Origin of the sequence: Halomonas profundus (assembly GCF_020865425.1) — a bacterium.
Lineage (GTDB): Bacteria > Pseudomonadota > Gammaproteobacteria > Pseudomonadales > Halomonadaceae > Vreelandella > Vreelandella titanicae.
The window spans coordinates 3,685,915-3,710,550 of the sequence record NZ_CP086344.1; the positions used below are offsets into that span (position 1 = coordinate 3,685,915).

Here is a 24,636-nt window from a genome sequence, read left to right on the forward strand (position 1 = left end):
TACTAATTATTTGATCGCGAAGGGAACGTTACGATGGGCTATCGCACCCTGCTGCGCGATCACCGCAGCGTACTCAGTATCGCTTTTCTAGCGATGTTTAGCTCAAGCCTTGGGCAGAGCTACTTTATTGGTCTTTTTCAAGCGCCCCTTTCAGACTACCTGGGTCTTAGCGTCGGCCAGTTTGGCACCGCCTATGCCGTGGTTACCCTGATAGCGGGTTTCTGCATGCTGCGCTTTGGGCCCTCCATCGACTGGATTAACCCACAGCGCTTTGCGGCAATCGTCTTGTCACTGCTGTTAACCGGCGTTGTACTGCTTACCTTATCGCCCTGGTGGTGGCTGGGGATAGTCGGCCTTGGCATAGTGCGGCTATGCGGCCAGGGCATGTTGACCCATTTGGGTAACACCCTCGCTGCCCGAGAGTTTTCCACCATGCGCGGCCGTGCCATTGGCCTGGCTAACCTAGGGATACCGCTGGGAGAAGCGCTGCTGCCCCCGTTAGTGGCGGCTGCGCTTATCTGGAGCAGTTGGCAAACCTTCTGGTGGCTACTGTGTGGCGTCATCGCCTTGCCTTGGCTGTGGCTACTGTTAAAAGCACCTTGGCCCGACGCACCGGGCGTTAAACCAACCAGGCAGACGCCCCATGGCCCTCGTCCCTTTCGCGAAAAACGCTTTTGGCTGCTAATGCTACTATTAATGGCCCTCCCCATCACCATGACGGGGCTGTTTATCTATCAAGCGCAATTAACGGAGTCTCTGGAGAGCTCCCTGGCGGTTTACGCCCTGGCGCTGACCGGCATGGGAATCGCCAAACTGCCGGGGGCCTTATTAGGAGGCCGCTGGGTGGATAAACTGGGCCCCAAGCTAGCCCGCCTTTACCTACTCCCCTACGCCTTTGCCATGGTGATGGCACTCACCATTGGCGGGCATATCAGCATTTGGGCATTGATGGTAGGGGGCGGCTTGGCCATGGGCGCGCAAGAGCTAATAGCATCGGGTCTGCTGATCAAGCTATGGGGAGTTGAGCACCTAGGGAGGGTTCGCTCCGCTCTTAGCGCTGCCATGGTGTTCTCCACCGGCGTCGCGCCCGCCGTACTGGGGTTAGCCCTTAGCGCAGGCGCTCCGTTCCATGCGCTTCTGTTGGGCATGCTGGTGTTTATCATTGCCGGTTGGCTACTGGCTCAGCGTGTACTGCGGGAAACCTCCACTATCCCGGCTGAGCCATAAAAGTGCAGAAATCAGCGCAAAATCAGCACCGGCAACTGGGCATTACGCAACATTGTGGTGGTAGTACTACCGACCAGCAGGTGACGGATCCGCGAGTGGCCGTAGGCGCCCATCACCAGCATGTCGATATCATGCTCTTGCTTATAGGTACGCAGCGTCTCTTCCACCTCGCCCGCGCGTATCGCCCCTTCGGCGGTGTGCCTGGCCTCGCGTAAGGTTTCCAGCGCCCAGCTCAGCTGCGAGCGGTTTTCAGCGGTTTCCGCGCCCACAATCACCACGTGGCAGGTAGCACCCTCAAACAGCGGGCTTTTGGCCAGCATTTCCACGCCTTTACGAGCCGTTTTACTACCGTCAAACGCCATCATCACATTGTGCGGTTGAGTAAACTCTTTCGGCACTATGAGAATCGGGCGATGCATTTCCCGCACCACGCGCTCTAGGTTGGAACCTAAATGACCACTGGCTTGGTGCGCCGTCTCGCCCCGCTTGCCTACCACTAACAGCCTTACATCTTTTTCATTCTCGACCAGGGTTTCCACCAGAGTACCGTTGCGCTGCAAACACTGCGGGTCGGCAATACCGGCGTTGGCCGCGCGCTCCTTGGCGGCGTCGAGTAGCAGGCGCCCGCGCTCACGGGAGACTTTGGCATGTTGCTCTTCAATGCCAGACAGCTTTTCCAGCAGGTGCTCTCGGGTACCTAATCCTAAGTTACCGGTTAAATCAGGCTCAGCTACTTGGGCATGGTTATCCACGGTATGAATAAAACTGAGCGGAGCATCCAGGGCTTGGGCGGCCCAAGCCGCATAATCACACACGCCTTCTGAAAACTGAGAACTATCAATAGCTGCCAACACGCGATCTGACATGAGGTACTTCTCCTTGAGCATCAACATTATTTTTATATTCTCACCCTTTTCTACACGAACTCATTACCCCACGACACCCTAAAACGTTCTTGCGTGCTTCGGACGCTATAAAACGCACATGCTAAACTTAGCGGCCTATTGAAGTTGGCGACTCGGAGGAAAGCATGGGGCATGGCTTAACAAGCGTACTGTTAGTCGCACTAGGAGGCGCGCTGGGCGGGATGGGACGATTTGCGGTTTCCAATCTACTCGCCCGCTATCTCGGCAAGGCCTTCCCCTGGGGAACCCTGGCGGTTAACGCCAGCGGAGCCTTTCTAGCGGGCTGGCTGCTCGGCAGCCTAGGTATCGCCAGCACCCCCTCTTCTGTATGGCTGTTCACCGTCGGAGGTGTGTTAGGTGGCTACACCACTGTCTCCTCTTTTAGCTTGCAGACCATTGAGCTATGGCAGGGCGGCCAGCAACTCCGCGCAGGCATTAATGTGGGCACCACGCTGCTGCTTGGTTTAGCCATGGTCACCCTGGGCTGGTTGTTATCAGGGGCTTCTCTGTCAGGAGCGACCTTATGAGCGCCTGGAAGGCTTACCTTGCGGTAGGTGTCGGTAGCGGCGTGGGCAGCGCGCTGCGCTACGGCGTTTCGCTATTATCCCAGGCAGCACTAGGGGGCTATTTCCCCTGGGGAACACTCATTGTTAACGTACTGGGTTCGTGCTTAATCGGTTGGTTGGCCGCCACCCTCTCGCGCTCCCCCCACAGCCAGCTAGCGCGTTTTCAGCCATTATTGGTGGCCGGTTTTTGCGGCGGTTTTACCACCTTTTCGCTATTTAGCTTAGAGACGCTACATCTGGTGCAGTTAGGCCGCCCGGGGATTGCGCTGGTTTACATTGTGGTTAGCCTTCCCCTTTGGCTGGGCGCTGCCGTGGTGGGTGAGCGCATGGCGCTTTTTCGTTAGCAAAACAACCCCGATTGCAAAACCGTTAGCGACAGGATGTGCCAGCATGCGCGATCAGATGGAAAAGCATCAGTCTTGGCTCTACCTGATTTTCATTGGCTTAGGCCTAACGTTAGGCATCAGAGCACCGCAATTCGCTGAGCCGCTAGCGCATTTTTTATGGCCGCTGTTAGCGGTGCTGCTTTACGCCACCTTTACGCAAATTCCTTTGCTACATATTGCCCGTAGCTTCACTGACACACGCTTTATGGCCGCGTTGATGGTCGGTAACTTTATTGCCATTCCAGCCTTTTTAGCCCTTACCGTTATTTGGCTACCACTCTCCCCCGCCGTGCTGGCAGGCGTTTTACTGGTACTGCTGGTGCCCTGCACCGATTGGTTTATCACCTTCACGCATTTAGGCAAGGGCGATAGCGCTCGGGCCGTTGCCGCCGCCCCACTACTGCTGCTGGTGCAGTTAGTCGCGTTACCCGTTTATTTGTGGTTGTTCCTGGGCAGTGAGTGGTTTCAGCTAACGCTCTCTAAAGAACTATTGAGCGCTTTTGCAGGGCTTATTCTCACGCCTTTAGCACTCGCCTGGTTAACCGAGTACATAGCCCAGCGTCACAAGGCAGTTAAACGCACCGTGTATTACCTGGGAATACTGCCAGTGCCCTTACTGGCCTTAGTGGTGTTTATGATCGCCGCTTCCCAGGTCAACACTGTGTTCGGCCTTAGCCAAGTGTTGGTTCAGGTGGTGTTTATTTTTATTGGTTTTTTACTCTTTGCAGCTCTATTGGGTAAGGGGCTTGGCAAGTTGTTTAAGCTACCCACCGCCAGCGCTAGAACGCTAGCGTTTAGCTTTGGTACACGTAACTCTTTTATGATGTTGCCCATCGCCCTGACGCTACCCAGCGCTTGGCAGGCGGCGGTTGTGGTGGTGGTGTTTCAATCACTGGTAGAGCTATTTGGTATGGTGGCACTCTTACGCTGGGTGCCCAATAAGCTACTGCCAGATCCCTAGCTTGTGTTAGATAGCGATTAGCTAACGCGGGAATAACCGCCCAGTACCCCCTGCTTACTCATCACCAGTTGCCAAAGATGAATTTCTCTGGCTCGGAAAGCACCGGCGCAACTCAGCAGGTAGTAGCGCCACATGCGATAGAAACGCTCGCCATACTGGCTTTCGAATGTGGGCCAGTGCCTCTCGAAATTATTGTGCCATGCCATCAGAGTACGGTCGTAATCAGCCCCAAAGTTATGCACATCCTCCACCACAAACAGTGCTTCGGCGGCATCAGCTATTTGCCCCAAGGTGGGCAGTTCGCCATTGGGGAAAATATATTTATCAATCCAGGGGTCAGTCACCGTGTTGCTTAAGTTTTTGCCGATGGTATGTAGCAAAAACAGGCCGTCATCCTTTAAGCAGCGGTTAACCACGTTCATATACTCGCGATAATTTTTATGCCCCACATGCTCAAACATGCCGATGCTGACAATACGGTCAAACTGCTCGCTTTCATTGCGGTAATCCTGCAGTCGAAACTCTACCGGCAAGCCCTTTTTGATCAATCGTTGCCCAAACTCCGCTTGCTCTTTGGAGATAGTCAGGCCCACGCACTCAACACCATAGTGCTCAGCCGCGTAGGCCATGAAGCTTCCCCAGCCGCAGCCAATATCCAGCACGCGCATGCCTGGCTTTAATTGCAATTTACGGCAGACGAGATCGAGCTTGGCTTCCTGGGCCTCGTCCAGGGTTTTGGCATCTTTCCAGTAGCCGCAGGTGTAGGTCATGCGCTGATCGAGCATGGCCGCGTAGAAGTCATTACCCAGATCGTAATGCTTTTCGCCCACTTCCCAGGCACGCTTCGCTGTTTGACGATTCAGCAGGCGCGAACGCAGAGAGTGATAAATCAATTGAGTGGGCTTGATACGCTGCCCGAGCTGGGCACGCATTAAGCGGTAAAACAACTCATCAAGCCGATCGGCGTCCCAGTCCCCCTTCATGTAGCTTTCGCCAAACCCAAGATTGCCTCGCGCGAGAGCGCTATCAATAACGCCGTGGGCATTCAATTGGATATCCCAGGGGCGGTGCCCGTCGAAATGAATATCGGCTTGGGCCAGTAGCTCAGCAACAAAACGGTGGGAAGTAGAGGCTTCGTCGAAGCCAACAGGCTTTTTTTCCAACATAGGCATGTTCACAGCAGGCTCCTTACGCTATTCCAGTGGGTGAATAGGTTACAACCTGACTACTAGCATAGAAGCGCATGGCAACATTAGCATCATTTGATGGAGATAATTTATGCACTGCAGAGACTAAAAAGCCGGCTCGCTCAAGAAAGAGGGCCGGCTGGGAAGGTAATACGCAAAGCGAGCTAAACGGTTATGCACTACTGCTTTTTTTGAGTTTTAGCGCAAAATCAGCACCGGGATGCGGCTACCACGTAGCATAGCCGTTGTGGTGCTGCCAACCAGCAGGTGGCGAATACGCGAATGGCCGTAGGCGCCCATCACCAGCAGGTCAATGCTGTTCTCTGTTTCGTAGGCTTGTAGGGCTTCATCTACCTCGCCTGCACGAATAGCGCCTTCGGCTTGGTGGCCCGCTTCACGCAATGTGCCTAACGCCCACTCAAGCTCAGAACGGCGTTCAGCCGTTTCCGCACCCACGATCAGCACATGGCACTCAGTGCCAGCAAAAAGCGGCGAACGAGCCAGCATCTCGACGCCTTTACGGGCGGTTTTGCTGCCGTCAAAGGCCATCAATATCTTTTCAGGTCGCTTGAAGGTTTTCGGCACCATCAGGATCGGACGATGCAATTCACGCGCCACCCGTTCAAGGTTAGAGCCAAGGTGGCCACTGGCCTGGTGGGCGGTTTCACCGCGCTTACCCACCACCAGCAACCGTATGTCTTCCTCAAGCTCTAACAAGCTCTCCACCAGGGTGCCATTGCGTTGGCGTGTGGTGGGGTTGCTGACCCCATCATCGATAGCGCGCTCTTTAGCTACTTCCAGCATCAGCTTGCCATGCTCAAGATTCACTTTAGCGCGCTGCTCATCAAGCTCGGAAAGCTCTTTCATCAGCCTTTCGCGGGCACCGAAACGCAGGTTGCCGGAAAGGTTCTGCTCTTCGGGTACTGCTGAGTGGTTGTCGACCACATGCACAAAGGTTAACGGTGCATCCATAGCCAAGCTTGCCCAGGCAGCATAATCGCAGACGCCTTCAGAAAACTGGGAGCCGTCAATAGCGGCTAATACTTGATCTGTCATGTCGCTCTCCTTGCGTTGGTTAGTGGCCGCCCATCAGCTTTTCAACCGCTTCGGGGTCGTTGTGTACCGCATAGCGATCCACGACCGTCGCACTGGCCTCGCTCAAGCCCACAAGCTCTACCTCGGTACCTTCACGGCGGAATTTAATCACCACGCGATCCAGCGCCTGCACGGCCGTCACATCCCAAAAATGCGCACGAGAAAGATCAATCGTCACTTTCTCGATACTTTCCTTAAGATCAAAAGCGGCCGTGAAACGCTCAGAAGAGGCGAAGAACACTTGGCCGACCACCTGATATTCACGCTGCTTACCGACTTCCACTTCTTTTGAACCAACGTAGAGAATGTTGCCCACTTTATTAGCAAAGAATAGCGCTGCTAGCAGCACGCCTACAAAAACACCAATCGCTAAGTTATGTGTACTGACGGTAACTGCAACTGTTGCCAGCATGACAATATTGGTGCTTATCGGATGCTTTTTAAGATCACGAATCGACTCCCAGCTAAAGGTACCGATCGACACCATAATCATTACCGCCACCAGCGCCGCCATAGGGATCTGCGAGACCAAGTCTGCTAAAAAAACCACCAACATTAATAGCACCACGCCAGCAATCAGCGCCGATAACCGCGTACGACCACCGGACTTAATGTTAATCACCGATTGGCCGATCATGGCGCAGCCCGCCATGCCACCCAGTAGTCCAGAGCCAATATTGGCAATTCCCTGCCCTTTGCACTCGCGGTTTTTATTACTTGGCGTATCGGTCAGATCATCGACAATGGTGGCAGTCATCATAGACTCAAGCAGACCGACCACGGTTAGCATCATCGCGTAAGGTAGAATGATCCATAGCGTTTCCAGGTTCAGCGGCACACTTGGCCACAGGAATACAGGCAGCGTATCAGGCAGTTCCCCCATATCACCGACGCTGCGGATATCCATACCGCTGATCATATAGACCGCGGTAAGCACCACAATACAGACCAGAGGTGAGGGGATGGACTTACCGATGACAGGTAAATAGGGGAACAGGTAGATAATGCCCAATCCGGCCAACGTCATGGCATAGACATGCCAAGTCACATCGGTCAACTCCGGTAGCTGTGCCATGAAAATCAAAATCGCCAGCGCATTAACGAACCCCGTCACCACTGAGCGTGACACGAAGCGCATCAAATCCGCGAGTTTCAGGTAACCCGCAATAATCTGGAATACACCAGTCAACAGCGTGGCGGCCAGCAGGTATTCAAGCCCATGCTCTCTCACCAGCGTCACCATCAGTAACGCCATAGCCCCCGTCGCCGCCGAAATCATGCCAGGGCGCCCCCCCGTGAACGCAATGACCACCGCGATACAGAAGGAAGCGTAAAGACCAACTTTAGGGTCAACGCCTGCAATGATTGAAAAAGCAATCGCTTCGGGAATCAGTGCAAGGGCGACAACGATTCCCGAAAGCGTGTCGCCTTTAATGTTGGAAAACCACTCTTGCTTGGTATAGAGAGACATTCAGGGAGTCCATGGCTGGAGGTTAAGATTTTACAAACTCTCGACGCGGCGCATCAGCACACACAAGACGTGCGGCGTCAAACCAATGAGTCAGTGCTGGAGCAATCTAGGGTGCGGCCGACAGTAGCATGCTGCAACGCCATGACAACGCAATTAACGAGGCCAGACGTTTTCTTGAGGAGGGGGAAAACCTAGGGCGGAGTCATCAGCCCTGAAATAGGTAGTTTCTGAAATAAACGTGAAAAGATCATTACCGTTATGCCTTGCTGTAAGAAGAACGCAAAGTTAAAGCGTGGCGCTATAAGCCGCGACATTCTAGCAGCAATTAGCGCTCTTTGCACCCGTGCTACACCCTTTGCAGGGTGCCCTCCAGACTCAATTTGGCGTACCATTACGCTCGAAAATGATGTCTTATCAAGTCCCAACTATTTACGTTGAAGCGGCATACGCAACACACTTGTCGCTCAAAGAGGAGCAGCACATGAGCCAATCTATTGCAGTCATCAAGGGCGACGGTATCGGTCCCGAAATTATGGAGGCCACGCTGCGAGTACTCGACGCCTTAGATTGTGGCTTAACCTACCAGCACATCGATGCTGGCTTAGGTGCCCTTGAAAAGCATGGCACGCTGATTCCCCAGGAGTCGTTGGATGCCATCGAGAAATACGGCATTGCGCTGAAGGGCCCGCTAACCACGCCGATTGGCAAAGGCTTCTCCTCGATTAACGTGCAGCTACGTCGTCACTTTGACCTTTATGCCAATGTGCGCCCGGCGATTAGCTTCCCCGGTACCCGCTCGCGCTACGACGATATTGATATGATCACCGTGCGCGAAAACACCGAAGGCGCGTATCTTTCCGACGGCCAGGAGATGATAGACGACGGCGATACTGGCATTTCGGTGATCAAAGTGACTCGCAAAGGCTCCGAGCGCATTGTGCGCTACGCCTTTGAGCTGGCCAAAAACAACGGTCGCAAAAAAGTCACCGCGGTACACAAAGCCAACATTATCAAAACCAGCTCGGGTTTGTTCCTGGACGTAGCGCGGGAGATTGCCAAAGAGTACCCCGAGATCGAATTCCAAGAGATGATCGTCGATAACGCCTGCATGCAGCTGGTAATGAACCCACATCAGTTTGATGTGGTGGTCACTACCAACCTGTTTGGCGATATTCTCTCTGACCTTTGTGCGGGCTTAGTCGGCGGTTTGGGTTTGGCTCCAGGGGCGAACATCGGCGAAAAAGCAGCGATTTTTGAAGCGGTGCATGGCTCAGCGCCGGATATCGAAGGCAAAAACATCGCTAACCCCTGCGCCTTGCTGCTCGCCGCAGCACAAATGCTTGATCACCTGGGCATGACAGAGAAAGGCACCGCCATCCGCCAGGGTATCCGTACCGTGCTGGAAACCCGCCGCGATATGGTCACCCCCGATATGGGCGGCACTGGCTCTACCGACTCCTTCGCCCAGGCGTTGGTTGAGTACGTACAGAGCCACTAGTCGACTCTTTCTAGCTGATCGCTTTCTAGCCAATTTCATTAAAGCGGTAACGCAATAAGTACAATGCATTGAGGGTGACCAGCACGGTCGCCCCAGTGTCAGCCATTACCGCGACCCACATCCCTGTAATCCCCAGCACCGTAGAGACCAAAAACAGCGCCTTGAAGCCAAGCGCCAAGGCCACGTTGGTTTTTACATTGCGCATGGTCGCCCGGGAAAGTGCGATCATCTCGGCTATCCCACCTACGCGGTTTTTAAGCAGCGCGGCGTCGGCGGTTTCAAGCGCCACATCGGTACCGCTACCCATGGCAATACCCACTTCTGCCGCTGCGAGTGCCGGTGCATCGTTAATACCATCGCCCACTTTACCCACTGGCCCAAGCCCTTGCGCCTGCCACTCGCGCACGCGCTGGGCTTTATCTTCCGGCATCAGCTCGCCTTCTGCTTCAATGCCCAACTGTTCACCAATGGCCGCCACGGTGCGGGCATTATCACCGCTGAGCATCACGGCTTGCACACCTAGGCGCTCTAACGCTTGAAGACCTTCGCGAGCATCTTCACGGGGTTCATCACGCAGAGCGATTAGTCCTAATAGGCGCTCACTTTCTATCCCGTCCTCTCCTTCTATCCCTCTTTCTATCCCTCTTTCTAGCAATATGGCCAAGCTTTTGCCCTGCGCTTCCAACGCCGCAATACGGGCTTTTATCTCACCGGTGTGCTGGGTGAAAGATTGTAAATAGCGCGGGCTCACCAGCATTAACTCACGTCCTTCGACATGTCCGGCAACGCCCTGCCCTGCTAGCGCACGAGCACCTTGCACAGTAGGTACCGAAGCCCCCTCCTGCCGGTCATAATAGTCACTGATCGCCACAGCGAGGGGGTGGCTCGAGCCCTGCTCCAGAGCGGCAGCAAGACGCACTATCTCAGCGCAACGGCTTTTATCAAGACGGCTACCCGCTTCAAGGCTCTCTACATCCGTCACGGTGGGTTTGCCCGCGGTTAGCGTGCCGGTTTTATCCAGCGCGACCCGCTTGAGTTTGCCTAACTGCTCTAATACCGCACCGCCTTTCATCAGCAGACCGTTGCGAGCGCCCACCGATAACCCGGCTGCAATGGCCGCGGGCGTCGAAATCACCAGCGCACAGGGGCAAGCAATAAGCAGTAGCGCTAGGGCGCGATAGATGGATTCCGACCACAGCATCGTCGATACCAGCGGCGGTACGATAGCGACCAGCAGCGCCACCCCGACGACCGCAGGCATATAGTAAAACGCAAAGCGGTCAATAAAACGCGCCACTGGTGCTTTGGCCGCCTGAGCCTCCTCCACGAGCTTAATCACTCGGGCGATGGTGTTGTTTTCAGCGCTGCGGGTTACCTCAACTTCAAGCACGCCATCCAGATTGACGGTGCCAGCAAATACTGACTCGCCTTCGCTACGCTCCCGTGGCACCGACTCACCATTCACAGGCGATTCATCAATCGAAGAGTGACCGGCAATAATTTGCCCGTCACAGGGCAGACGGTCGCCAGGGCGTACCTGCACTCGTTGCCCCGGCACCAGAGACGCGGCAGCAACTTCCCGAGCTTCGCCCTGCTCCATCAACCGCGCAGTAGAGGGAGTCAGCTTGGAAAGCGCCGAAATACTGCGGCGCGCCTGAGCGGCGGCAACGCCTTCCAGCATCTCCCCCACTGCAAATAGAAACACCACCACTGCCGCTTCAGCGGCGGCGTTTATCGCCAGTGCCCCTAGGGCTGCGATGCTCATCAGCATTTCAATGGTGAAAGGGTTACCCATCTTAAGCGCCTGCCAAGCACGCTGAATAACCGGCACAAGACCAACGACCGTTGCGGCGATGAACGGCCAACTGCCCAGGGTGGGCCAGGCGAATTTAAGCCCCCAGGCAAGCGCCAGCAATACACCACTGACAATCACCAAACGCCCTTTAGGCGACTGCCACCATGAGGACGACTTTTCCGATTCAGTTGTGTTCACCGACTCATCGATTACCTGGTAGCCCAGAGCCGTGATCGTTGACTCAATATCGGAATGTGGCAGGGTCTTACCGGGCGGTGCGGTTAATCGCACCGAGCCGGTGACAGAACTCGCGGAAACATGTTCAACATGGTTTAAACGATTTAGCGCCGCCTCAACTTTACGTTCGCAGCCACCGCAGTCCATACCTTGCACGCGCAGGGTGGTCGGCGACGGAGAAACTGCAGAGGTTTTAGCCGGTGTGGTCGTACTCATCGCTCTTTGCTCCAAGTTAGTCTATCTTAGGAGCAGCGTAATACCTGTAGTCACTAGAGGTTCAAGTAATGAAAGATCAAACCCCTGAGCCAACTGCCACTGAACGTTATATCGGCATTGGTGAGCTGGCACGCGAGTCCGGCTGCAAGCCAGAAACGGTGCGCTACTACGAACAGATTGGGCTACTGCCTTCAGCACCGCGCAACGAAGGCAATCAGCGGCGCTACACTACTGCTGCTATCCGCCGTTTGACGTTTATTCGCCATGCGCGGGATTTTGGCTTTTCGGTGGAGGCAGTCCGGGAGCTGTTACAAATGGCGGATTACCCCACTATGCCCTGCGAAGAGGTAGACACGCTAGCGAAGCGTCACCTAGCCGAGGTCGAGGCACGACTTGCACGACTCACCTCGGTACGCGATGAGCTCAAACGCATGATCAATCAATGTGCGGGGGGCAATGTTGGCCAGTGCCATATTATTGACGTACTCAGCGACCACCGGTTGTGCCATCAAACGGGGCCTCACGGTGGCGCGGATGTCATAGGTTAACGCGCAATTAACCCAGCCACACATCCAAGAACAGCATAATCACCAGCCCCATCGCCAAGCCAAAGGTGGCTTTTTTCTGGTGCCCGCAGCGGTGGGTTTCGGGGATGATTTCGTGGCTGATCACGTACAGCATCGCGCCGGCGGCAAAGGCCAGGCCCCAGGGCAGCAGTATTTGGGAAACGCTGACAATACTGGCACCAAATAGCCCGCCAACGGGCTCGATTAGGCCGGTTAGCGCAGCAATCGACCAGGAGCGCCACTTTGAGTAGCCCTCGCCCATTAAGGCGACCGCAACGGCGAGTCCTTCTGGCATGTTCTGTAAGCCAATACCGATCGCCAGGGGCATACCGCCCTCTAACCCATTGGCCCCAAAGCCAACGCCCACTGCCATGCCTTCCGGCAGGTTGTGGATAGTAATCGCAAACACAAACAGCCACACCCGGCGAAGCGATGCAGCCTCCGGCCCTTCACGGCCCTGGGCAAAATGCTCATGGGGCAGATGCTCGTTAAGCAGCGCAATCGCGCCCATTCCTAACAAAATAGCCGCACAAACAATCGCGGCAGGCACGGGGCCACCGGGATAATAGATTTCCGCAGCGTCAAGCGCTGGAATAATCAGCGAAAAGAATGACGCTGCCAGCATTACCCCCGCCGCAAAACCTAACGCCAAATCACGAAAGCCACGGCTAGGCGTTTTACCTAGCAGCACCGGTAGCGCACCTACCGCCGTCAACAATCCAGCAATTAAGCTGCCCAAAAACCCTAATAACAACGTATTTTCCATGGACAGCATAAACTCGGTTGGCATTCAGAAAGGCATCAAAGAGAACGACACGTTGTTGTCTAACGTGGTATCAACACGTACTTTAACGCATTAATGCCTAATGAATAAATAACGATGGTTTTCTATTAGCGCGATGTCAGTAGTGCGCCTTGGGAACATTAAAAGGGGATTCTCGTGCCTCATTCCGCTACGTTCGCCGCCGCCCACTTTACCCAGCTACGACCCCGCTTAGTGGCCTTTGCGCGCTTGCAGTTACGCGACTCTACCGCCGCTGAAGATGCTGTACAGGAGACCCTGCTCACCGCCTTTGAGAAAAGCGCCACCTTTGAAGGGCGCTCCGAGTTCGAGACCTGGGTATTTGGCATATTAAAATACAAAATTCTGGATCAACTGCGTCAACAGCGCCGTCAAGGTACTTGGCAACCGTTAGGCCTGGACTTAGATGACGACACCCTTGACCGTCTATTTCAACAGGATGGTCACTGGCAAAGCGCTGCCCGCCCCAGCCACTGGGGAGAGCCTGAGCAGGTGTTAGAAAACCAGCGTTTTTGGCAAGTATTTGATGCCTGCTTGATAGCCTTACCGGAGAATATCGCACGCGTATTTACCTTGCGTGAACTCATGGGGCTCTCCACCACAGAGATCTGTAAGGAAACCGGCATTACTGAAACCAACTGCTGGGTCATCTTACACCGTGCGCGTTTACGGCTAAGAGAGTGCTTGGATCATGGTTGGTTAAATTAGCTGAGGGGAACCTGATATGCTTATGTGCCGCGAAGCCACGAGGTTGATGTCTTTAAAACAGGACAAAATATTAACATTGCGTGAAAAGATGGCTCTTCGTCTTCACCTGTCGATGTGCCGGGATTGCCGTCACTGCGCCCGCCAATTCGATCTGTTGCACAACATTAGCGACCACCACCCCGCCTCGCGAATCTCTTCCCGCAAAACGCTAGACGATTAGCTTTTTCGGCTAAGTGCTGCAAACCACTACTCTCTCCTGCTTCGCTTCTCCGTCAGCGAACTCCTACGTACGCCCGACAAAAACATTGTATAGAGTCCACTTGATGGCCCATGCAAAAGCCAGCGCATAGGCGCTGGCTTTTCGCTTTTTACACTATTCTACTAACGCAATTAACGCAGTGGCGTCTTACGCAGGTAAGGCAGAACCGTTTCATACTCGCCATACTTCTGCTTGGCATCGGCGTCAGAAACGCTAGGCGGAATAATCACGTCCTGACCTATCGTCCAATCAGCTGGGGTGGCAACGCCGTGTTTCGTCGTGGTTTGCAATGCATCCAGGGCGCGTAGGATTTCCGCAAAGTTACGCCCTACGGTCATTGGATAGGTCATGGAAAGCTTCAACTGCTTATCCGGCCCGATAATAAACACCGAGCGCACCGTTGCGCTGTCTGCTGGCGTGCGGCCATCGGGCAGGTAGGCATCTTCCGGCAGCATGTCATACAGCTTTGACACCGTAAGACCGTCGTCGGCGATGATCGGAAAATCGACTTCGCTGCCGCTGACGGTTTGGATGTCATTGCCCCAGCGTTTGTGGTCTTCAACACCATCCACGGAAACACCGATTACTTTGGTGCCACGTTTCTTCCACTCTGCGCTCAGCTGCGCGACGGCACCGAATTCTGTCGTGCAAACCGGGGTAAAGTCTTTAGGATGCGAAAACAGGATCGCCCAGCTGTCGCCAATCCAGTCATGAAAACGAATCGGCCCTTGGCTCGTCTCCGCTTCGAAATCGGGCACGACTGCATTAATACGTAATGACATGCTTTCCTCCTTAATGGGCGTTAGACGCCCTAATAGCTTATTTGACTTTCAACACCTTCACTATAGATCATTTAGCGCTAAGACAGCGAGTCGTAGTACAACGTTCCCTCGCTCTGCCAAGCGTAGTCTAACGGCGTAAAAGCCTGAATATAAATGCCTGTAAAAGCAGAACGGCGCCCCAAGGCGCCGCTTTAAATCAACAACAGAGAGCACCTTCTTTGGGATTACTCGGCTGCTTTGGCAGCTTTATCTTCCCGTTTAACCCGCTTGATCCACTGCTGTTTAGCATAGTGGCGTAGATTGGCCACATTGTCGGTCTCATCGACAATATCTTGCCCCAGAATGGTTTCGATAATGTCTTCTAACGTGATTAAACCTACAAAAGTGCCATGCTCGTCGTAGACAACCCGCATGTGCAGGTGATCTTTTAGCATAGAGGTGAATACCTGCTCGATGTTATGTGAGACGTCCACGCTGCCAATCGGATGCATCAACTCGCGCATCGTTTTGGCATCGTCAGCGTGGTACATATCTGCTTTATGCACATAACCAAAGGCCTGCTCACCGTTGTCCATCACTGGGAAGCGCGTAAACGGTGCTTTGCCATACTGCTCATCGAACGTTTTCACGGTCATGTCAGGCAAAACGGTTTCACACACCGTGCGCGGCGTCATCGCTTTGCTGACGACGATATCGTGCAAGTTGAGCATATTGATAATGGTGCGCGACTCGTCCTCGTCCAGAACCTTCTCTTCCAGGCCGACGCGGGCAAGTACTTTAATTTCATCACGCAGATCGACATCATGCTCTGACTTACCTAGCCGGCGGGTGATCTGCTCCGACATCCAGATAAAAGGCAGCAAGCCAATGATCATCGGGTTTAACAGGCGTGGCAAATACGGTGACAAGCCGCGCCAGTACGTCGCGCCTATGGTTTTAGGAATAATTTCCGACAGTATTAAAATCGCCATTGTCATTACTGCCGAAACGATGGCAATAGAGGCTTCGCCAAACACGACCGCCGCTTGAGCCCCCACAGCAGTTGCACCAACAGTATGGGCAATCGTATTGAGCGTCAAAATAGCGGCTAGGGGCCGGTCGATATTAGCCTTCAGGCGCGTAAGCGAGGCGTGCAGCTTGGGGTTGTCTTCTTTCTGCTTAGCAATATAGCTGGGTGTAATTGAAAGAAGCGCCGCTTCAAGGATGGAACATAAAAACGAGAACGCGATTGAAAGGGTAGCAATCGTGATTAGGAGGAACATGAGGGCCTAGAGTGATGGGTTGTACCCAGTTTATAGGGGCATCATAAGCGGAAGTCAATGGTTCTCTATCGTGCGCTCGCCACCACGCAAAGCCGCATTCATGGGCGCAGCGGCAACGCAGCCCCGATGGCAACGAAGATGCCGCCGCAAGTGCGATTGAAGCCGCGGCCAACACGCTTCAGCCAGTGGCGAATGCGGTTAGCCATATTGGCGAGCAGGCCTTCAACCATACATTCAATAGCCACAAAGGTGCCTGTCAGCACGAAATATTGCAGCATCAAACTGCGCTGTGGGTCGATAAACTGAGGTAGAAAAGCACTAAAAAATAACAGTACCTTGGGGTTGGTAACCGATGCCAGCACCCCCTGGCGGTACAGATGCCACCCGCTCGCTTGGCTTGCGCTCACATCCACCTCGCCCGTAATCGGCGGCGAGCGCCATACCTGGATACCCAGCCAAATAAGATACCCCCCACCGACCCATTTCAGCACTGTTAACCACACCACCGACGACTTAAGCAGCGCACCAATGCCAAACATGCACAGGGCAATAATCAGCATAAATCCTGTGGCGCCGCCTACGATGGTAAACAGGGTTCTACGGCTGCCATGTAGCGCGCCGTGGGTCAGCGCCAGCAGGCCGTTTGGCCCAGGCGAAAGCGAAAGGCCAAGGCAGGCGATTAGGTATAAAAGCCACGTGTCCAACAGCATAGTAACGCTTCCCCCATGAAAAAATGCTTTCAATGCGCCAGCATGTCACTGTTGGTCGGCGTTTTCCATTCGTTAAAGCACGCTCAATAAAAACGCCTCCCCCTTTGCTATATGTAACAAGGGGGAGGCGCCGTCTAACGACCTTTTGCTGCCACATAGCGCTTAGGCGAACACTTCAGTCCACTCACTACGCTTGGCCAGTAGGCCTTTGGCCAATTCTTTAGCGCCTTCCAGGCTGTGGCTGGCGGCCCAGCCGCACTGCATCTCGTTGCAGGCAGGCACTTCGGTGGCTTCTAGCACATCGTTCAGGGTTTGTTCGATGATAGTGATCACACCGTCGTAGTCGTCGTGGTTAATCATTGCGATGTAGAAGCCGGTTTGGCAGCCCATGGGGCTGATATCGACCACTTTATCGGTGTGATTGCGCGACAACTCAGCCATCAAGTGCTCAAGGGAGTGCAGTGCCGGCATCTCCATATGCTCTTTATTGGGCTGGCAGATACGCAAGTCATATTTATGAATACGGTCGCCGTTCTGGCCTTCTTTAATATCGGCTAACCGAACGTACGGGGCTTTTACCTTGGTGTGATCCAGGTTAAAGCTCTCGACGTTCATCTTTTTATCGGTCATGTTGGCTCCTTTTTCACTAAACCTTGATTCGCTTAAACCTTGGGCGCGTCAAAATTCCATGGTTCGTCGGTATAAACACACACGTTGGCATCTTCGATATCGCCATCCGGCGCTTCAACGTGCTTGGCAAAGAAGTCTTGAATCTCTTTGCGCTGACAATGGGCTTCAAACTCTTCGCGACTGGCCCAGATTTCATGAAAAACAATCGGATAACTGGTGCCCTGGGCGAAGGGGTTATCAATCTGCCGGGTTACGGTGTAGTGAATGCACGCATCTTCCCGGTGGGTGTTCGGCTCTAACGACTGAAGCGCTTTGAATACCGCTTCTTCTTTGCCAGGTTTGGGCTTAAAACCGGCAACACAGTAAATTTTTTCTGACATGGTCATCTCCTAAGTCGTTAAGCGTACGTCATTATGCGGCTTGTCGACGTAGGTTAACAACCTAGCGGATTATGCGCTCGGCCAATGCTTCTAGATCGGTAACCGTCATATCCGGCTCGACACCCCAAGGGTCGAAAGGGGCGTCGGAACTGCGCCGTATCCAGGCACTGCGTAGGCCTGCATGGGTGGCGCCAATCACATCAAAAGGGTTACTGGAAACCAACCATGTGTGCTCGGGGCGTGTCTCTAAGCGGCTACGCAAATGCGCGTACACTGCTGGGTCTGGCTTAAAGCGTTTTACCTCATCGGCGCTGATTACATCGTCCATATGGCTCTCAACGCCTGCTCGAGTGAGTAACTTGGACACGGCATCTGCTGTGCCGTTCGAAAACGCCACGCAGCGTATGCCCGCTTCGCGAAGCTGATCGAGCGCAGGCACTACATCGTCAAACGCGGGCAGCTCAGCATACACCGCCATCAGATGATCTTGGTCATTATCCGAAAGCCCGGTTTGCAGTGCGCGGTCAATAAAAACCAGCGCTTCGCGGGTGCACTCCGAGAACGGCACGTAAGCCCCCATCAGGCCGTGGCGAAAGCTGTACTCAAGCTGCTTATCGCGCCAGCGGCGAGCAAATTCGCCAGCTTTGGAAGCATCCGTTAGGCGATGTTCGAGCTCAACAGTAACGCCTTGGGTATCGATCAGCGTACCGTATACATCGAAGGCTAAGACCGGTTGCATCGTTGGCTACTCCTTAACTTTCAATTGATTGTGACCTGAGTTCAGCTTATATCTTTAGCATAGACGACACCTTCAATAACAAAAGCGCCGCTGCACAGGCAGCGGCGCTCAGAAGACTACGACACTCGGTCAGACCGTAAACGCGGCCTCTTTTTCACCGCTTTTCAGGTCGCCAGAGCGCGTAAGCTCATCGGTAACCCGGTCAATGGCGCGCTTGGCGCGGCCAATCATCTCGTCCACTTCACCACGATTAATGGTCAGCGGCGGCGCAAAGCCGAGAATATCGCCTTGCGGCATGGCCCGGGCAATCAGGTTCTCTTCCATGGCGGCAGCCGCCACGCGAGGGCCGACTTTAAGCGCTGGGTCGAAGTGCAGGCGCTGCTTGGCATCCGGAGAGAACTCCAGTGCCGCCATCAGGCCTACACCACGAACGTCGCCCAGCAGCGGATGACCTTCGAAATTGGCTTTTAGCTGCTGCTGGAAGTAAGCACCGGTTTCCGACGCGTTACCCACCAGGTTTTCACGCTCGATGATATCCAGGTTGGCAAGCCCTGCCGCACAGCCCAGAGCGTGGCCAGAGTAGGTCCAGCCGTGGCCGATGGGGCCATACTCACCGGTGCCCTGCTCCAGCACCTGCCACACCTTCTCGCCAACAATCACGCCGGAGAGCGGCTGGTAGGCGCTAGTTAAGCCCTTGGCGATGGTGACCAGGTCAGGCTTCATATTGTAGTGGTGGCTACCGAAGTCAGAGCCGGTACGGCCAAAGCCACAGACCACTTCATCGGCAATCAACAGCACGTCATACTTCGCCAGCACGCTTTGAATGGCATCCCAGTAGCCTTCCGGCGGCGGTACGATACCGCCAGTACCCAGTACCGGCTCACCGATAAAGGCGGCCACGGTATCCGGGCCTTCTTCCAGAATCATCGCTTCCAGTTTCTCAGCGCAATACGCAGAGAACTCCAGCTCGGTCATGCCGTGCTGTTCGGCGGCACGCAGGTAGTAATGCGGCGCTTCGGTATGGCGAATGGTATCGATGGGCAGATCGAAGTGGTCGTGGAATGCTTTCAGGCCGGTCAGCGAGCCCGAGGCAATGCCCGAACCATGGTAACCACGCATACGTGAGATAACCTTTTTCTTCTGCGGGCGGCCCAGCACGTTGTTGTAGTAGCGTACGATCTTGAGCTGGGTTTCGTTGGCATCAGAACCCGACATGCCGTAGTAAACCTTGGACATATTCATCCCGGCGATTTTTAGAATACGCTCGGAAAGCTCGATCTGCGGCTCGTTGGAGTGACCTACGTAGGTATGGTAGTAAGAGAGTTCAAGTGCCTGCTTATAGATCGCCTCGGCGACTTCGGTGCGCCCGTAGCCGATGTTGACGCAGTAAAGCCCGGCAAAGCCGTCGATAAATTCGCGGCCGTCCTTATCCACGATATTGATGCCTTTGCCGCCGGTAATCACGCGGCCCGGCGCATCGCCATGGGCGAAATCGCGCAAGTGGGTAGAGGCGTGGAAAGTGACTTTACGGTCGCGTTCGATCAAATCCTGATGCAAGCTCATAGTGTTCTCTCTGTACGGTAAACCTCCCCAGTCAGCGGGGAGGTGCTTTATTCATTAATGATGAACTTATTTTTGGGCACCTAACGGTGCCTTCGCCCGGCCGAGCCGGCCTCCCACAAGGCCAACTCAAGTTCCCGGACTTAACTACCCGACACCGAACCCAGCGCGCCCAGGCAGTAATACTTCGTTTCCAGGTATTCATCGATACCCGTGGCACCGCCTTCACGGCCAAGGCCAGACTGCTTCACGCCACCAAAGGGAACCGGCGGGCCGGTCATCTTAACCGAGTTAACGCTGACCATGCCGTACTCCAGGGCGCGCATCAGCTTCCAGATGCGGCGAATATCGTGGGTATAGATATACGCCGCCAGGCCGTACTCGGTGTCGTTGGCCATTTCAATCACTTCGTCGTCGGTGCTGTAGGCGGTGATCCCGGCCACAGGCGCGAAGTTCTCTTCCCGCCACACTTTCATCTGCGCCGTCACGCCGGTCAGCATCACCGGCATAAAGAAGTTTTCCCCCGGTGCTTGGCTTTGATCACCCCCCACCATCTTGGCGCCTTTGGAAATGGCGTCATCGACAATCGCGGCCGCCTTTTCTACCGCCTGACGGTGAATCAACGGGCCAAGGTCTATCTCACTGTGGAGGCCATTGCCCACGGTAAGCGCCGCCATACGCTCGCTGAAATGCTCTACGAATTCATCATGGATAGATTCGTGCACCAGGATGCGATTAGCAGCCAAGCAGTCCTGCCCAGCGGTTTGGAACTTGGCGTCAATGGCTGCAAAGGCCGCCTCTTTGGGATCCATATCGGGCCCAACGATAAACGGTGCATTGCCCCCCAACTCCAGGGAGAGCCGCTTGACGGTATTAGCGCTCTGCTCAATCAGCAGACGGCCCACGCGGGTGGAACCGGTGAACGACAACGCCCGAATACGCGATTCGGCGCAGAGAATCTTTGAGACTTCCGCAGGATCGCCCAGCACCACATTGAAAATCCCCGCGGGAATCCCAGCACGCTCGGCCAGCTCCGCCAGCGCCAACGCCGAGAAGGGCGTTTCATTGGCGGGTTTGACGATCACCGGGCAGCCCGCTGCCAGCGCCGCCGCAGCTTTGCGGGTAATCATCGCCAACGGAAAGTTCCATGGAGTAATCATCGCCGCGATTCCCACCGGCTCTTTAATGGTACCAAGTGATGCGTTGGGAATATGGCTGGGGATGGTTTCGCCATAGGTACGCTTACCCTCTTCGGCGAACCAGCGCACGAAACTGGCACCGTACTGCACCTCCCCACGGGCATCGGGCAGCGGCTTACCCTGCTCCAGCGTCATGATGGTCGCAAGGTCTTCACGGTTAGCTTGAATCAGGTCATACCAGGCCAGCAGGCGCTCGCAGCGCTCATCGGCGCGTAGCGCCCGCCACTGTACAAAAGCGGCTTCAGCGGCATCTACAGCGGCGGTTATCTGCTCGGCTTCCAGCAACGGGATATGACCAATGGCTTCATTGGTAGCGGGGTCATAGACAGCCTCTTCGCGACCGCCTTCCCCGTGAGTCCACTTACCGTTCACGTAGGCGTACTGCCGGAACAGACGCGGATCTTCCAGGCGCTTGGCGAGCGTGGTCGATAGTGTGGTCATGGGAACCTCCCCCTCAAATGCAGTCTGGCTAACCGAGCGCTGCAGTCACTGTGTGGCATTGTCAGCAAGTGCTGATTAGCCTTGCCGTCGAATGCCCACAGGTTAACGGAGAGGAGCCACGAAGTGTTTTTGAAAACCGAGACTTATCACGCGACTTTTTTTGTCAGAGAGCGTTTGGCAGTGCTTTTTTTTGGTGGGCTTACGATAGGGGGCCAAAACTACATTAAAGAATGTCGTCGGTATCAATGCCTATAGGAACGCGCTTGACGGTTTTGGTCACGATATAGGTGAAGTAGCGCTCGATACCGGCTTCAGAGACCAGCCACTTATCCATCAAACGCTGGTAGCTATCGATGGTGCGCGCTTCAAACTTCACTAAGTAATCCACCCCACCGCCCACCGCCACACACTCGGTAACTTCCGGGGTTTGCATCACTAGCGCTTCAAAACGAGTGAAGCTTTCGGCGTTGTGCTGCTTGAGCTCAATCTGCACCCAGACAGGATTGCGCGGCACCAACACGTCCGCGTTGATGCGCGCGGTATACCCTTCAATGATGCCAGCCTTTTCCAGGCGCTTTACCCGCTCCCAGCAGGGGCTGACCGAGAGATTGATCGCCTCGGCTAGCTTCGACTTGGTGATTCGCCCATCGCGGGAGAGGATATCGAGAATTTTCAGATCGTAACGGTCAAGTTTCATCATGCCGAGGATTACGCCTCCAGGCGTTCAACAACATCGGCAATCACCGCCAGGGTATCCCCCATATTGATCAGTGAGGGGGCACGGCGAGCCATTAGAATGCCGTCGCGCTCTGCTTTATAGGCAACCGGATCGGTGCCGCTGCGGGTCATGTCGTACACGTAGGCGATGGTTTGGCCTTTTTTCACTTCATCACCCAGGGCCACCAATAGCTCTAACACGCCGGAGTGCTGGCTCTGCACGTAGCAACTGGCGTCGGGCATATCGAGATACAGTTGCCCACCTGTGGGCATTTCCACTTCGCCTTCTACAAGGCCGTAGTGAATCAGGAAATTGCGCACGCCGCGCTCGGCAATGGCAATGCTTTGTGGGGTGGAAGTACCGCCGCCGCCAAGCTCGGTGGCCACAAAGACTTTGCCCTGGCGCTCGCAGGCAGTGTCGAAGAGTTTTTCCGCATCCAACTCAAACATCACCATGGCATAGGGGGCGCCGAACGCTTTGGCACCTTCCAGAGCGGCCTGCTGCTGCTCTTTATTATCCAGCACGTGAGACGCGCCGAAGGGCAGAATATCCAGCGTGCGGCCGCCCGAGTGAAGGTCGAGCACCACGTCCGCCATGGGTACCAACACACGGGTGAAGTAGTCGGCAATTTGCGGTGTGACGCTGCCATTGGGGTCGCCGGGAAAGCTGCGATTGAGGTTGCCCTTGTCCATCGGAGAGGTACGCTTGCCTGCCATAACCGCTGGAGTATTCATGCACGGCACGATAATCACCCGCCCTGTCACGTCCTCTGCCTTCAGCGTTGAAGAGAGTTTCAGTAGCGAGGTGATGCCCTCATATTCATCGCCGTGGTTGCCGCCGGTCAGCAGTGCCGTGGGGCCTTCGCCGTTTTTTACCACGGTCACAGGAATCATCACCGCGCCCCAGGCAGACTCATCGGTAGAGATCGGTAGCTTTAAAAAGCCGTGCTGCACGCCATCGGCATCAAAATCAACGGTGGCGGAAATGGGACTTGGTCGCATCGTCGTCATGAAAAAATTCCTTTATGTTACGGGCAGCTATATCAGCACTACTTCACAAACAGCTGGCGCGGGAAATTGGCCAGCGTCTCACAGCCATCGTCGGTAATCAGAATGCTTTCGGTAATTTCCAGACCCCAGTCATCGACCCATAGCCCAGGCATGAAGTGGAACGTCATGCCTGGCTGGAGAATGGTTTCATCCGAGGGGCGCAGACTCATGGTGCGCTCGCCCCAGTCGGGCGGATAGGAGATACCGATAGGGTAACCACAGCGGGCGCCGCCACGGTCAAAACCGTATTTATCCATCGCCGCACCCAGTGCCATGGCGATATCCGCCGTACGGTTACCAGGTTTGGCCACTGCCAAACCATTTTCGATGCCTTCTAGCAGAGCTGATTCCGCGCGAATAAAATCCGTCGGCGGTGTGCCCAGAAATACGGTGCGCGACATCGGCGCATGATAGCGTTTAAACACCCCGGCAATCTCAAAGAAAGTACCTTCACCTTTGCGGAACGGCGTGTCGTCCCAGGTTAGGTGTGGCGCGGCGGCGTCTTTACCAGTAGGCAGCATGGGCACGATGGCGGGATAGTCGCCGCCAAATACTTTGCCGTTCTCATCCACAAAACCTTCGATGCCAACGCGGTAAATCTCTGACACCAGCTTGCTCTTGGGCAAGCCAGGCTCAATCACTTCAAGAATACGCGTATGCATGCCTTCCACAATCTTGGCGGCAATGCGCATATAGGCCACTTCTTGCGGCGATTTGATCGCCCGGCACCAGTTAACCAGCGCATTGGCATCCATAAAACGCGCATGGGGGAGTTCGCGCAGTAGGCTTAGATAGGCCTTGGCGGAGAAGTAGTAGTTATCCATCTCCATACCCACCACCCCCAGATGCCAGCCGCGATCCGGCATGATCGACTGAGCCAGATACTCCATCGGGTGCATGTCCGGATTCTGTACGTAGTAATCCGGATAGTAGGTAATGTTTTCGGGATCGATCCAACAGGTGAGCAGAGCACCGTTGGCATCCATACGCCGCCCGAACCATACCGGCTCGCCTTCAAGGCCCACCAGCACACACTGATGCACATAAAACGACCAACCGTCGTAGCCGGTCAGCCAAGCCATATTGGAAGGGTCACTGACGATCAGTACGTCAATACCACGACTGGCCATTTCAGCACGCACTTTCCACAGGCGGTTAGCGTACTCTTCGCGCGTGAAAGGCAGGGAAACCTGAGTCATCGGGCAACTCGCCATTAAAGATCACCAAGAACCAGCGCACTGCCTACTATAGGCACGCAACGCTGGGCCACAGGATCGACCTGGCCAC

At 54.8% G+C, this 24,636-nt stretch carries 25 protein-coding genes; 8 read left to right on the forward strand and 17 right to left on the reverse strand.

The features are described from left to right. Window positions 1-33: 33 nt before the first annotated feature. Window positions 34-1,227: an MFS transporter gene (locus tag LMS44_RS16855; RefSeq protein WP_498945797.1), complete on the forward strand. Its 1,194-nt coding sequence runs from the start codon at window positions 34-36 to the stop codon at window positions 1,225-1,227. Window positions 1,228-1,238: 11 nt separating this feature from the next. Here the strand turns inward: LMS44_RS16855 and LMS44_RS16860 are convergent, their stop codons facing one another. Beyond that, the gene (locus LMS44_RS16860; RefSeq protein WP_230803680.1) at window positions 1,239-2,093 is read right to left on the reverse strand and encodes a universal stress protein; all 855 of its coding nucleotides are present in this window, start codon (window positions 2,091-2,093) and stop codon (window positions 1,239-1,241) included. A 164-nt stretch (window positions 2,094-2,257) separates the two neighbouring features. Here LMS44_RS16860 and LMS44_RS16865 point away from each other — a divergent pair, with 164 nt between their 5' ends. From LMS44_RS16865 to LMS44_RS16875, 3 genes are read left to right on the forward strand one after another with little or no spacing between them, the layout of a single operon-like run. Beyond that, on the forward strand, window positions 2,258-2,659 hold the full coding sequence (locus LMS44_RS16865; RefSeq protein WP_230803696.1) for a fluoride efflux transporter FluC: 402 nt from the start codon (window positions 2,258-2,260) through the stop codon (window positions 2,657-2,659). Then, complete coding sequence (gene crcB, locus LMS44_RS16870; RefSeq protein ID WP_027958040.1) at window positions 2,656-3,042, forward strand: fluoride efflux transporter CrcB; 387 nt, start codon at window positions 2,656-2,658, stop codon at window positions 3,040-3,042. The genes LMS44_RS16865 and crcB overlap by 4 nt, the downstream gene beginning before the upstream one ends. Before the next feature lie 46 nt (window positions 3,043-3,088). Further along, window positions 3,089-4,045: an arsenic resistance protein gene (locus LMS44_RS16875; protein WP_230803701.1), complete on the forward strand. Its 957-nt coding sequence runs from the start codon at window positions 3,089-3,091 to the stop codon at window positions 4,043-4,045. Between the two features lie 17 nt (window positions 4,046-4,062). Here LMS44_RS16875 and cfa read toward each other — a convergent pair whose 3' ends face one another. The 3 genes from cfa to LMS44_RS16890 form a co-directional block, all read right to left on the reverse strand. After that, the gene (gene cfa, locus LMS44_RS16880) at window positions 4,063-5,223 is read right to left on the reverse strand and encodes a cyclopropane fatty acyl phospholipid synthase (protein WP_442908115.1); all 1,161 of its coding nucleotides are present in this window, start codon (window positions 5,221-5,223) and stop codon (window positions 4,063-4,065) included. Window positions 5,224-5,430: 207 nt separating this feature from the next. Next, on the reverse strand, window positions 5,431-6,288 hold the full coding sequence (locus tag LMS44_RS16885) for a universal stress protein (RefSeq protein WP_230803703.1): 858 nt from the start codon (window positions 6,286-6,288) through the stop codon (window positions 5,431-5,433). A gap of 19 nt (window positions 6,289-6,307) precedes the next feature. After that, on the reverse strand, window positions 6,308-7,798 hold the full coding sequence (locus tag LMS44_RS16890) for a SulP family inorganic anion transporter (RefSeq protein WP_022522338.1): 1,491 nt from the start codon (window positions 7,796-7,798) through the stop codon (window positions 6,308-6,310). 481 nt (window positions 7,799-8,279) lie between these two features. On the opposite strand from LMS44_RS16890, the gene LMS44_RS16895 reads away from it, so the two are divergent. After that, the gene (locus LMS44_RS16895) at window positions 8,280-9,296 is read left to right on the forward strand and encodes an isocitrate dehydrogenase (protein ID WP_009287343.1); all 1,017 of its coding nucleotides are present in this window, start codon (window positions 8,280-8,282) and stop codon (window positions 9,294-9,296) included. A 25-nt stretch (window positions 9,297-9,321) separates the two neighbouring features. Here LMS44_RS16895 and LMS44_RS16900 read toward each other — a convergent pair whose 3' ends face one another. Continuing rightward, a complete protein-coding gene (locus LMS44_RS16900; protein WP_138799896.1) occupies window positions 9,322-11,544 on the reverse strand; it encodes a heavy metal translocating P-type ATPase in 2,223 nt (740 codons plus the stop codon). 68 nt (window positions 11,545-11,612) lie between these two features. On the opposite strand from LMS44_RS16900, the gene LMS44_RS16905 reads away from it, so the two are divergent. Next, window positions 11,613-12,092: a MerR family transcriptional regulator gene (locus tag LMS44_RS16905; protein WP_022522335.1), complete on the forward strand. Its 480-nt coding sequence runs from the start codon at window positions 11,613-11,615 to the stop codon at window positions 12,090-12,092. A gap of 7 nt (window positions 12,093-12,099) precedes the next feature. Here the strand turns inward: LMS44_RS16905 and LMS44_RS16910 are convergent, their stop codons facing one another. Then, window positions 12,100-12,900, reverse strand: a complete 801-nt coding sequence (locus LMS44_RS16910; protein WP_009287345.1) for a ZIP family metal transporter — start codon at window positions 12,898-12,900, stop codon at window positions 12,100-12,102. 150 nt (window positions 12,901-13,050) lie between these two features. Between LMS44_RS16910 and LMS44_RS16915 the strand changes: the two genes are divergently transcribed. Continuing rightward, complete coding sequence (locus LMS44_RS16915) at window positions 13,051-13,620, forward strand: sigma-70 family RNA polymerase sigma factor (RefSeq protein WP_022522334.1); 570 nt, start codon at window positions 13,051-13,053, stop codon at window positions 13,618-13,620. A gap of 22 nt (window positions 13,621-13,642) precedes the next feature. Further along, entirely contained in the window at window positions 13,643-13,840 is a 198-nt protein-coding gene (locus LMS44_RS16920) for a zf-HC2 domain-containing protein (protein WP_223828130.1), read from the forward strand. Between the two features lie 170 nt (window positions 13,841-14,010). Here the strand turns inward: LMS44_RS16920 and LMS44_RS16925 are convergent, their stop codons facing one another. From LMS44_RS16925 to doeA, 11 genes are all read right to left on the reverse strand, one after another. Continuing rightward, on the reverse strand, window positions 14,011-14,661 hold the full coding sequence (locus tag LMS44_RS16925) for a peroxiredoxin (protein WP_022522333.1): 651 nt from the start codon (window positions 14,659-14,661) through the stop codon (window positions 14,011-14,013). A 224-nt stretch (window positions 14,662-14,885) separates the two neighbouring features. After that, window positions 14,886-15,923 (reverse strand): CNNM domain-containing protein, encoded by a 1,038-nt coding sequence (locus LMS44_RS16930; RefSeq protein WP_009287346.1) that lies wholly within the window; start codon window positions 15,921-15,923, stop codon window positions 14,886-14,888. Between the two features lie 98 nt (window positions 15,924-16,021). Then, a complete protein-coding gene (locus LMS44_RS16935; RefSeq protein WP_022522332.1) occupies window positions 16,022-16,633 on the reverse strand; it encodes a LysE family translocator in 612 nt (203 codons plus the stop codon). Between the two features lie 162 nt (window positions 16,634-16,795). Next, a complete protein-coding gene (locus LMS44_RS16940; protein WP_022522331.1) occupies window positions 16,796-17,263 on the reverse strand; it encodes an S-ribosylhomocysteine lyase in 468 nt (155 codons plus the stop codon). 32 nt (window positions 17,264-17,295) lie between these two features. Beyond that, window positions 17,296-17,643 carry a putative quinol monooxygenase gene (locus LMS44_RS16945; protein ID WP_022522330.1) on the reverse strand — a complete coding sequence of 116 codons (348 nt, stop codon included), beginning with the start codon at window positions 17,641-17,643 and terminating at the stop codon, window positions 17,296-17,298. A gap of 61 nt (window positions 17,644-17,704) precedes the next feature. Beyond that, complete coding sequence (locus LMS44_RS16950; protein WP_009287348.1) at window positions 17,705-18,382, reverse strand: haloacid dehalogenase type II; 678 nt, start codon at window positions 18,380-18,382, stop codon at window positions 17,705-17,707. A 129-nt stretch (window positions 18,383-18,511) separates the two neighbouring features. Further along, complete coding sequence (locus LMS44_RS16955; RefSeq protein WP_009287349.1) at window positions 18,512-19,945, reverse strand: aspartate aminotransferase family protein; 1,434 nt, start codon at window positions 19,943-19,945, stop codon at window positions 18,512-18,514. A gap of 140 nt (window positions 19,946-20,085) precedes the next feature. Continuing rightward, window positions 20,086-21,582: an NAD-dependent succinate-semialdehyde dehydrogenase gene (locus LMS44_RS16960; protein ID WP_027958051.1), complete on the reverse strand. Its 1,497-nt coding sequence runs from the start codon at window positions 21,580-21,582 to the stop codon at window positions 20,086-20,088. 223 nt (window positions 21,583-21,805) lie between these two features. Further along, entirely contained in the window at window positions 21,806-22,282 is a 477-nt protein-coding gene (locus LMS44_RS16965; RefSeq protein ID WP_022522328.1) for an Lrp/AsnC family transcriptional regulator, read from the reverse strand. Between the two features lie 8 nt (window positions 22,283-22,290). Beyond that, a complete protein-coding gene (doeB, locus tag LMS44_RS16970) occupies window positions 22,291-23,310 on the reverse strand; it encodes a N(2)-acetyl-L-2,4-diaminobutanoate deacetylase DoeB (protein WP_022522327.1) in 1,020 nt (339 codons plus the stop codon). 38 nt (window positions 23,311-23,348) lie between these two features. Next, a complete protein-coding gene (doeA, locus tag LMS44_RS16975; RefSeq protein ID WP_027958052.1) occupies window positions 23,349-24,548 on the reverse strand; it encodes an ectoine hydrolase DoeA in 1,200 nt (399 codons plus the stop codon). Window positions 24,549-24,636: the final 88 nt, after the last annotated feature.

Excerpts from the sequence above, each read along its gene's own strand:
- LMS44_RS16895 (WP_009287343.1), top strand. The coding sequence starts at position 8,280 with ATGAGCCAATCTATTGCAGTCATCAAGGGCGACGGTATCGGTCCCGAA.
- LMS44_RS16950 (WP_009287348.1), bottom strand. The coding sequence starts at position 18,382 with ATGCAACCGGTCTTAGCCTTCGATGTATACGGTACGCTGATCGATACC.
- LMS44_RS16860 (WP_230803680.1), bottom strand. The coding sequence starts at position 2,093 with ATGTCAGATCGCGTGTTGGCAGCTATTGATAGTTCTCAGTTTTCAGAA.
- LMS44_RS16875 (WP_230803701.1), top strand. The coding sequence starts at position 3,089 with ATGCGCGATCAGATGGAAAAGCATCAGTCTTGGCTCTACCTGATTTTC.
- LMS44_RS16955 (WP_009287349.1), bottom strand. The coding sequence starts at position 19,945 with ATGAGCTTGCATCAGGATTTGATCGAACGCGACCGTAAAGTCACTTTC.
- LMS44_RS16940 (WP_022522331.1), bottom strand. The coding sequence starts at position 17,263 with ATGACCGATAAAAAGATGAACGTCGAGAGCTTTAACCTGGATCACACC.
- LMS44_RS16920 (WP_223828130.1), top strand. The coding sequence starts at position 13,643 with ATGTGCCGCGAAGCCACGAGGTTGATGTCTTTAAAACAGGACAAAATA.
- LMS44_RS16945 (WP_022522330.1), bottom strand. The coding sequence starts at position 17,643 with ATGTCAGAAAAAATTTACTGTGTTGCCGGTTTTAAGCCCAAACCTGGC.
- LMS44_RS16935 (WP_022522332.1), bottom strand. The coding sequence starts at position 16,633 with ATGCTGTTGGACACGTGGCTTTTATACCTAATCGCCTGCCTTGGCCTT.
- LMS44_RS16855 (WP_498945797.1), top strand. The coding sequence starts at position 34 with ATGGGCTATCGCACCCTGCTGCGCGATCACCGCAGCGTACTCAGTATC.
- LMS44_RS16905 (WP_022522335.1), top strand. The coding sequence starts at position 11,613 with ATGAAAGATCAAACCCCTGAGCCAACTGCCACTGAACGTTATATCGGC.
- doeB (WP_022522327.1), bottom strand. The coding sequence starts at position 23,310 with ATGACGACGATGCGACCAAGTCCCATTTCCGCCACCGTTGATTTTGAT.
- LMS44_RS16890 (WP_022522338.1), bottom strand. The coding sequence starts at position 7,798 with ATGTCTCTCTATACCAAGCAAGAGTGGTTTTCCAACATTAAAGGCGAC.
- LMS44_RS16965 (WP_022522328.1), bottom strand. The coding sequence starts at position 22,282 with ATGATGAAACTTGACCGTTACGATCTGAAAATTCTCGATATCCTCTCC.
- LMS44_RS16925 (WP_022522333.1), bottom strand. The coding sequence starts at position 14,661 with ATGTCATTACGTATTAATGCAGTCGTGCCCGATTTCGAAGCGGAGACG.
- LMS44_RS16930 (WP_009287346.1), bottom strand. The coding sequence starts at position 15,923 with ATGTTCCTCCTAATCACGATTGCTACCCTTTCAATCGCGTTCTCGTTT.
- LMS44_RS16865 (WP_230803696.1), top strand. The coding sequence starts at position 2,258 with ATGGGGCATGGCTTAACAAGCGTACTGTTAGTCGCACTAGGAGGCGCG.
- LMS44_RS16960 (WP_027958051.1), bottom strand. The coding sequence starts at position 21,582 with ATGACCACACTATCGACCACGCTCGCCAAGCGCCTGGAAGATCCGCGT.
- crcB (WP_027958040.1), top strand. The coding sequence starts at position 2,656 with ATGAGCGCCTGGAAGGCTTACCTTGCGGTAGGTGTCGGTAGCGGCGTG.
- doeA (WP_027958052.1), bottom strand. The coding sequence starts at position 24,548 with ATGACTCAGGTTTCCCTGCCTTTCACGCGCGAAGAGTACGCTAACCGC.
- LMS44_RS16885 (WP_230803703.1), bottom strand. The coding sequence starts at position 6,288 with ATGACAGATCAAGTATTAGCCGCTATTGACGGCTCCCAGTTTTCTGAA.
- LMS44_RS16910 (WP_009287345.1), bottom strand. The coding sequence starts at position 12,900 with ATGCCAACCGAGTTTATGCTGTCCATGGAAAATACGTTGTTATTAGGG.
- LMS44_RS16900 (WP_138799896.1), bottom strand. The coding sequence starts at position 11,544 with ATGAGTACGACCACACCGGCTAAAACCTCTGCAGTTTCTCCGTCGCCG.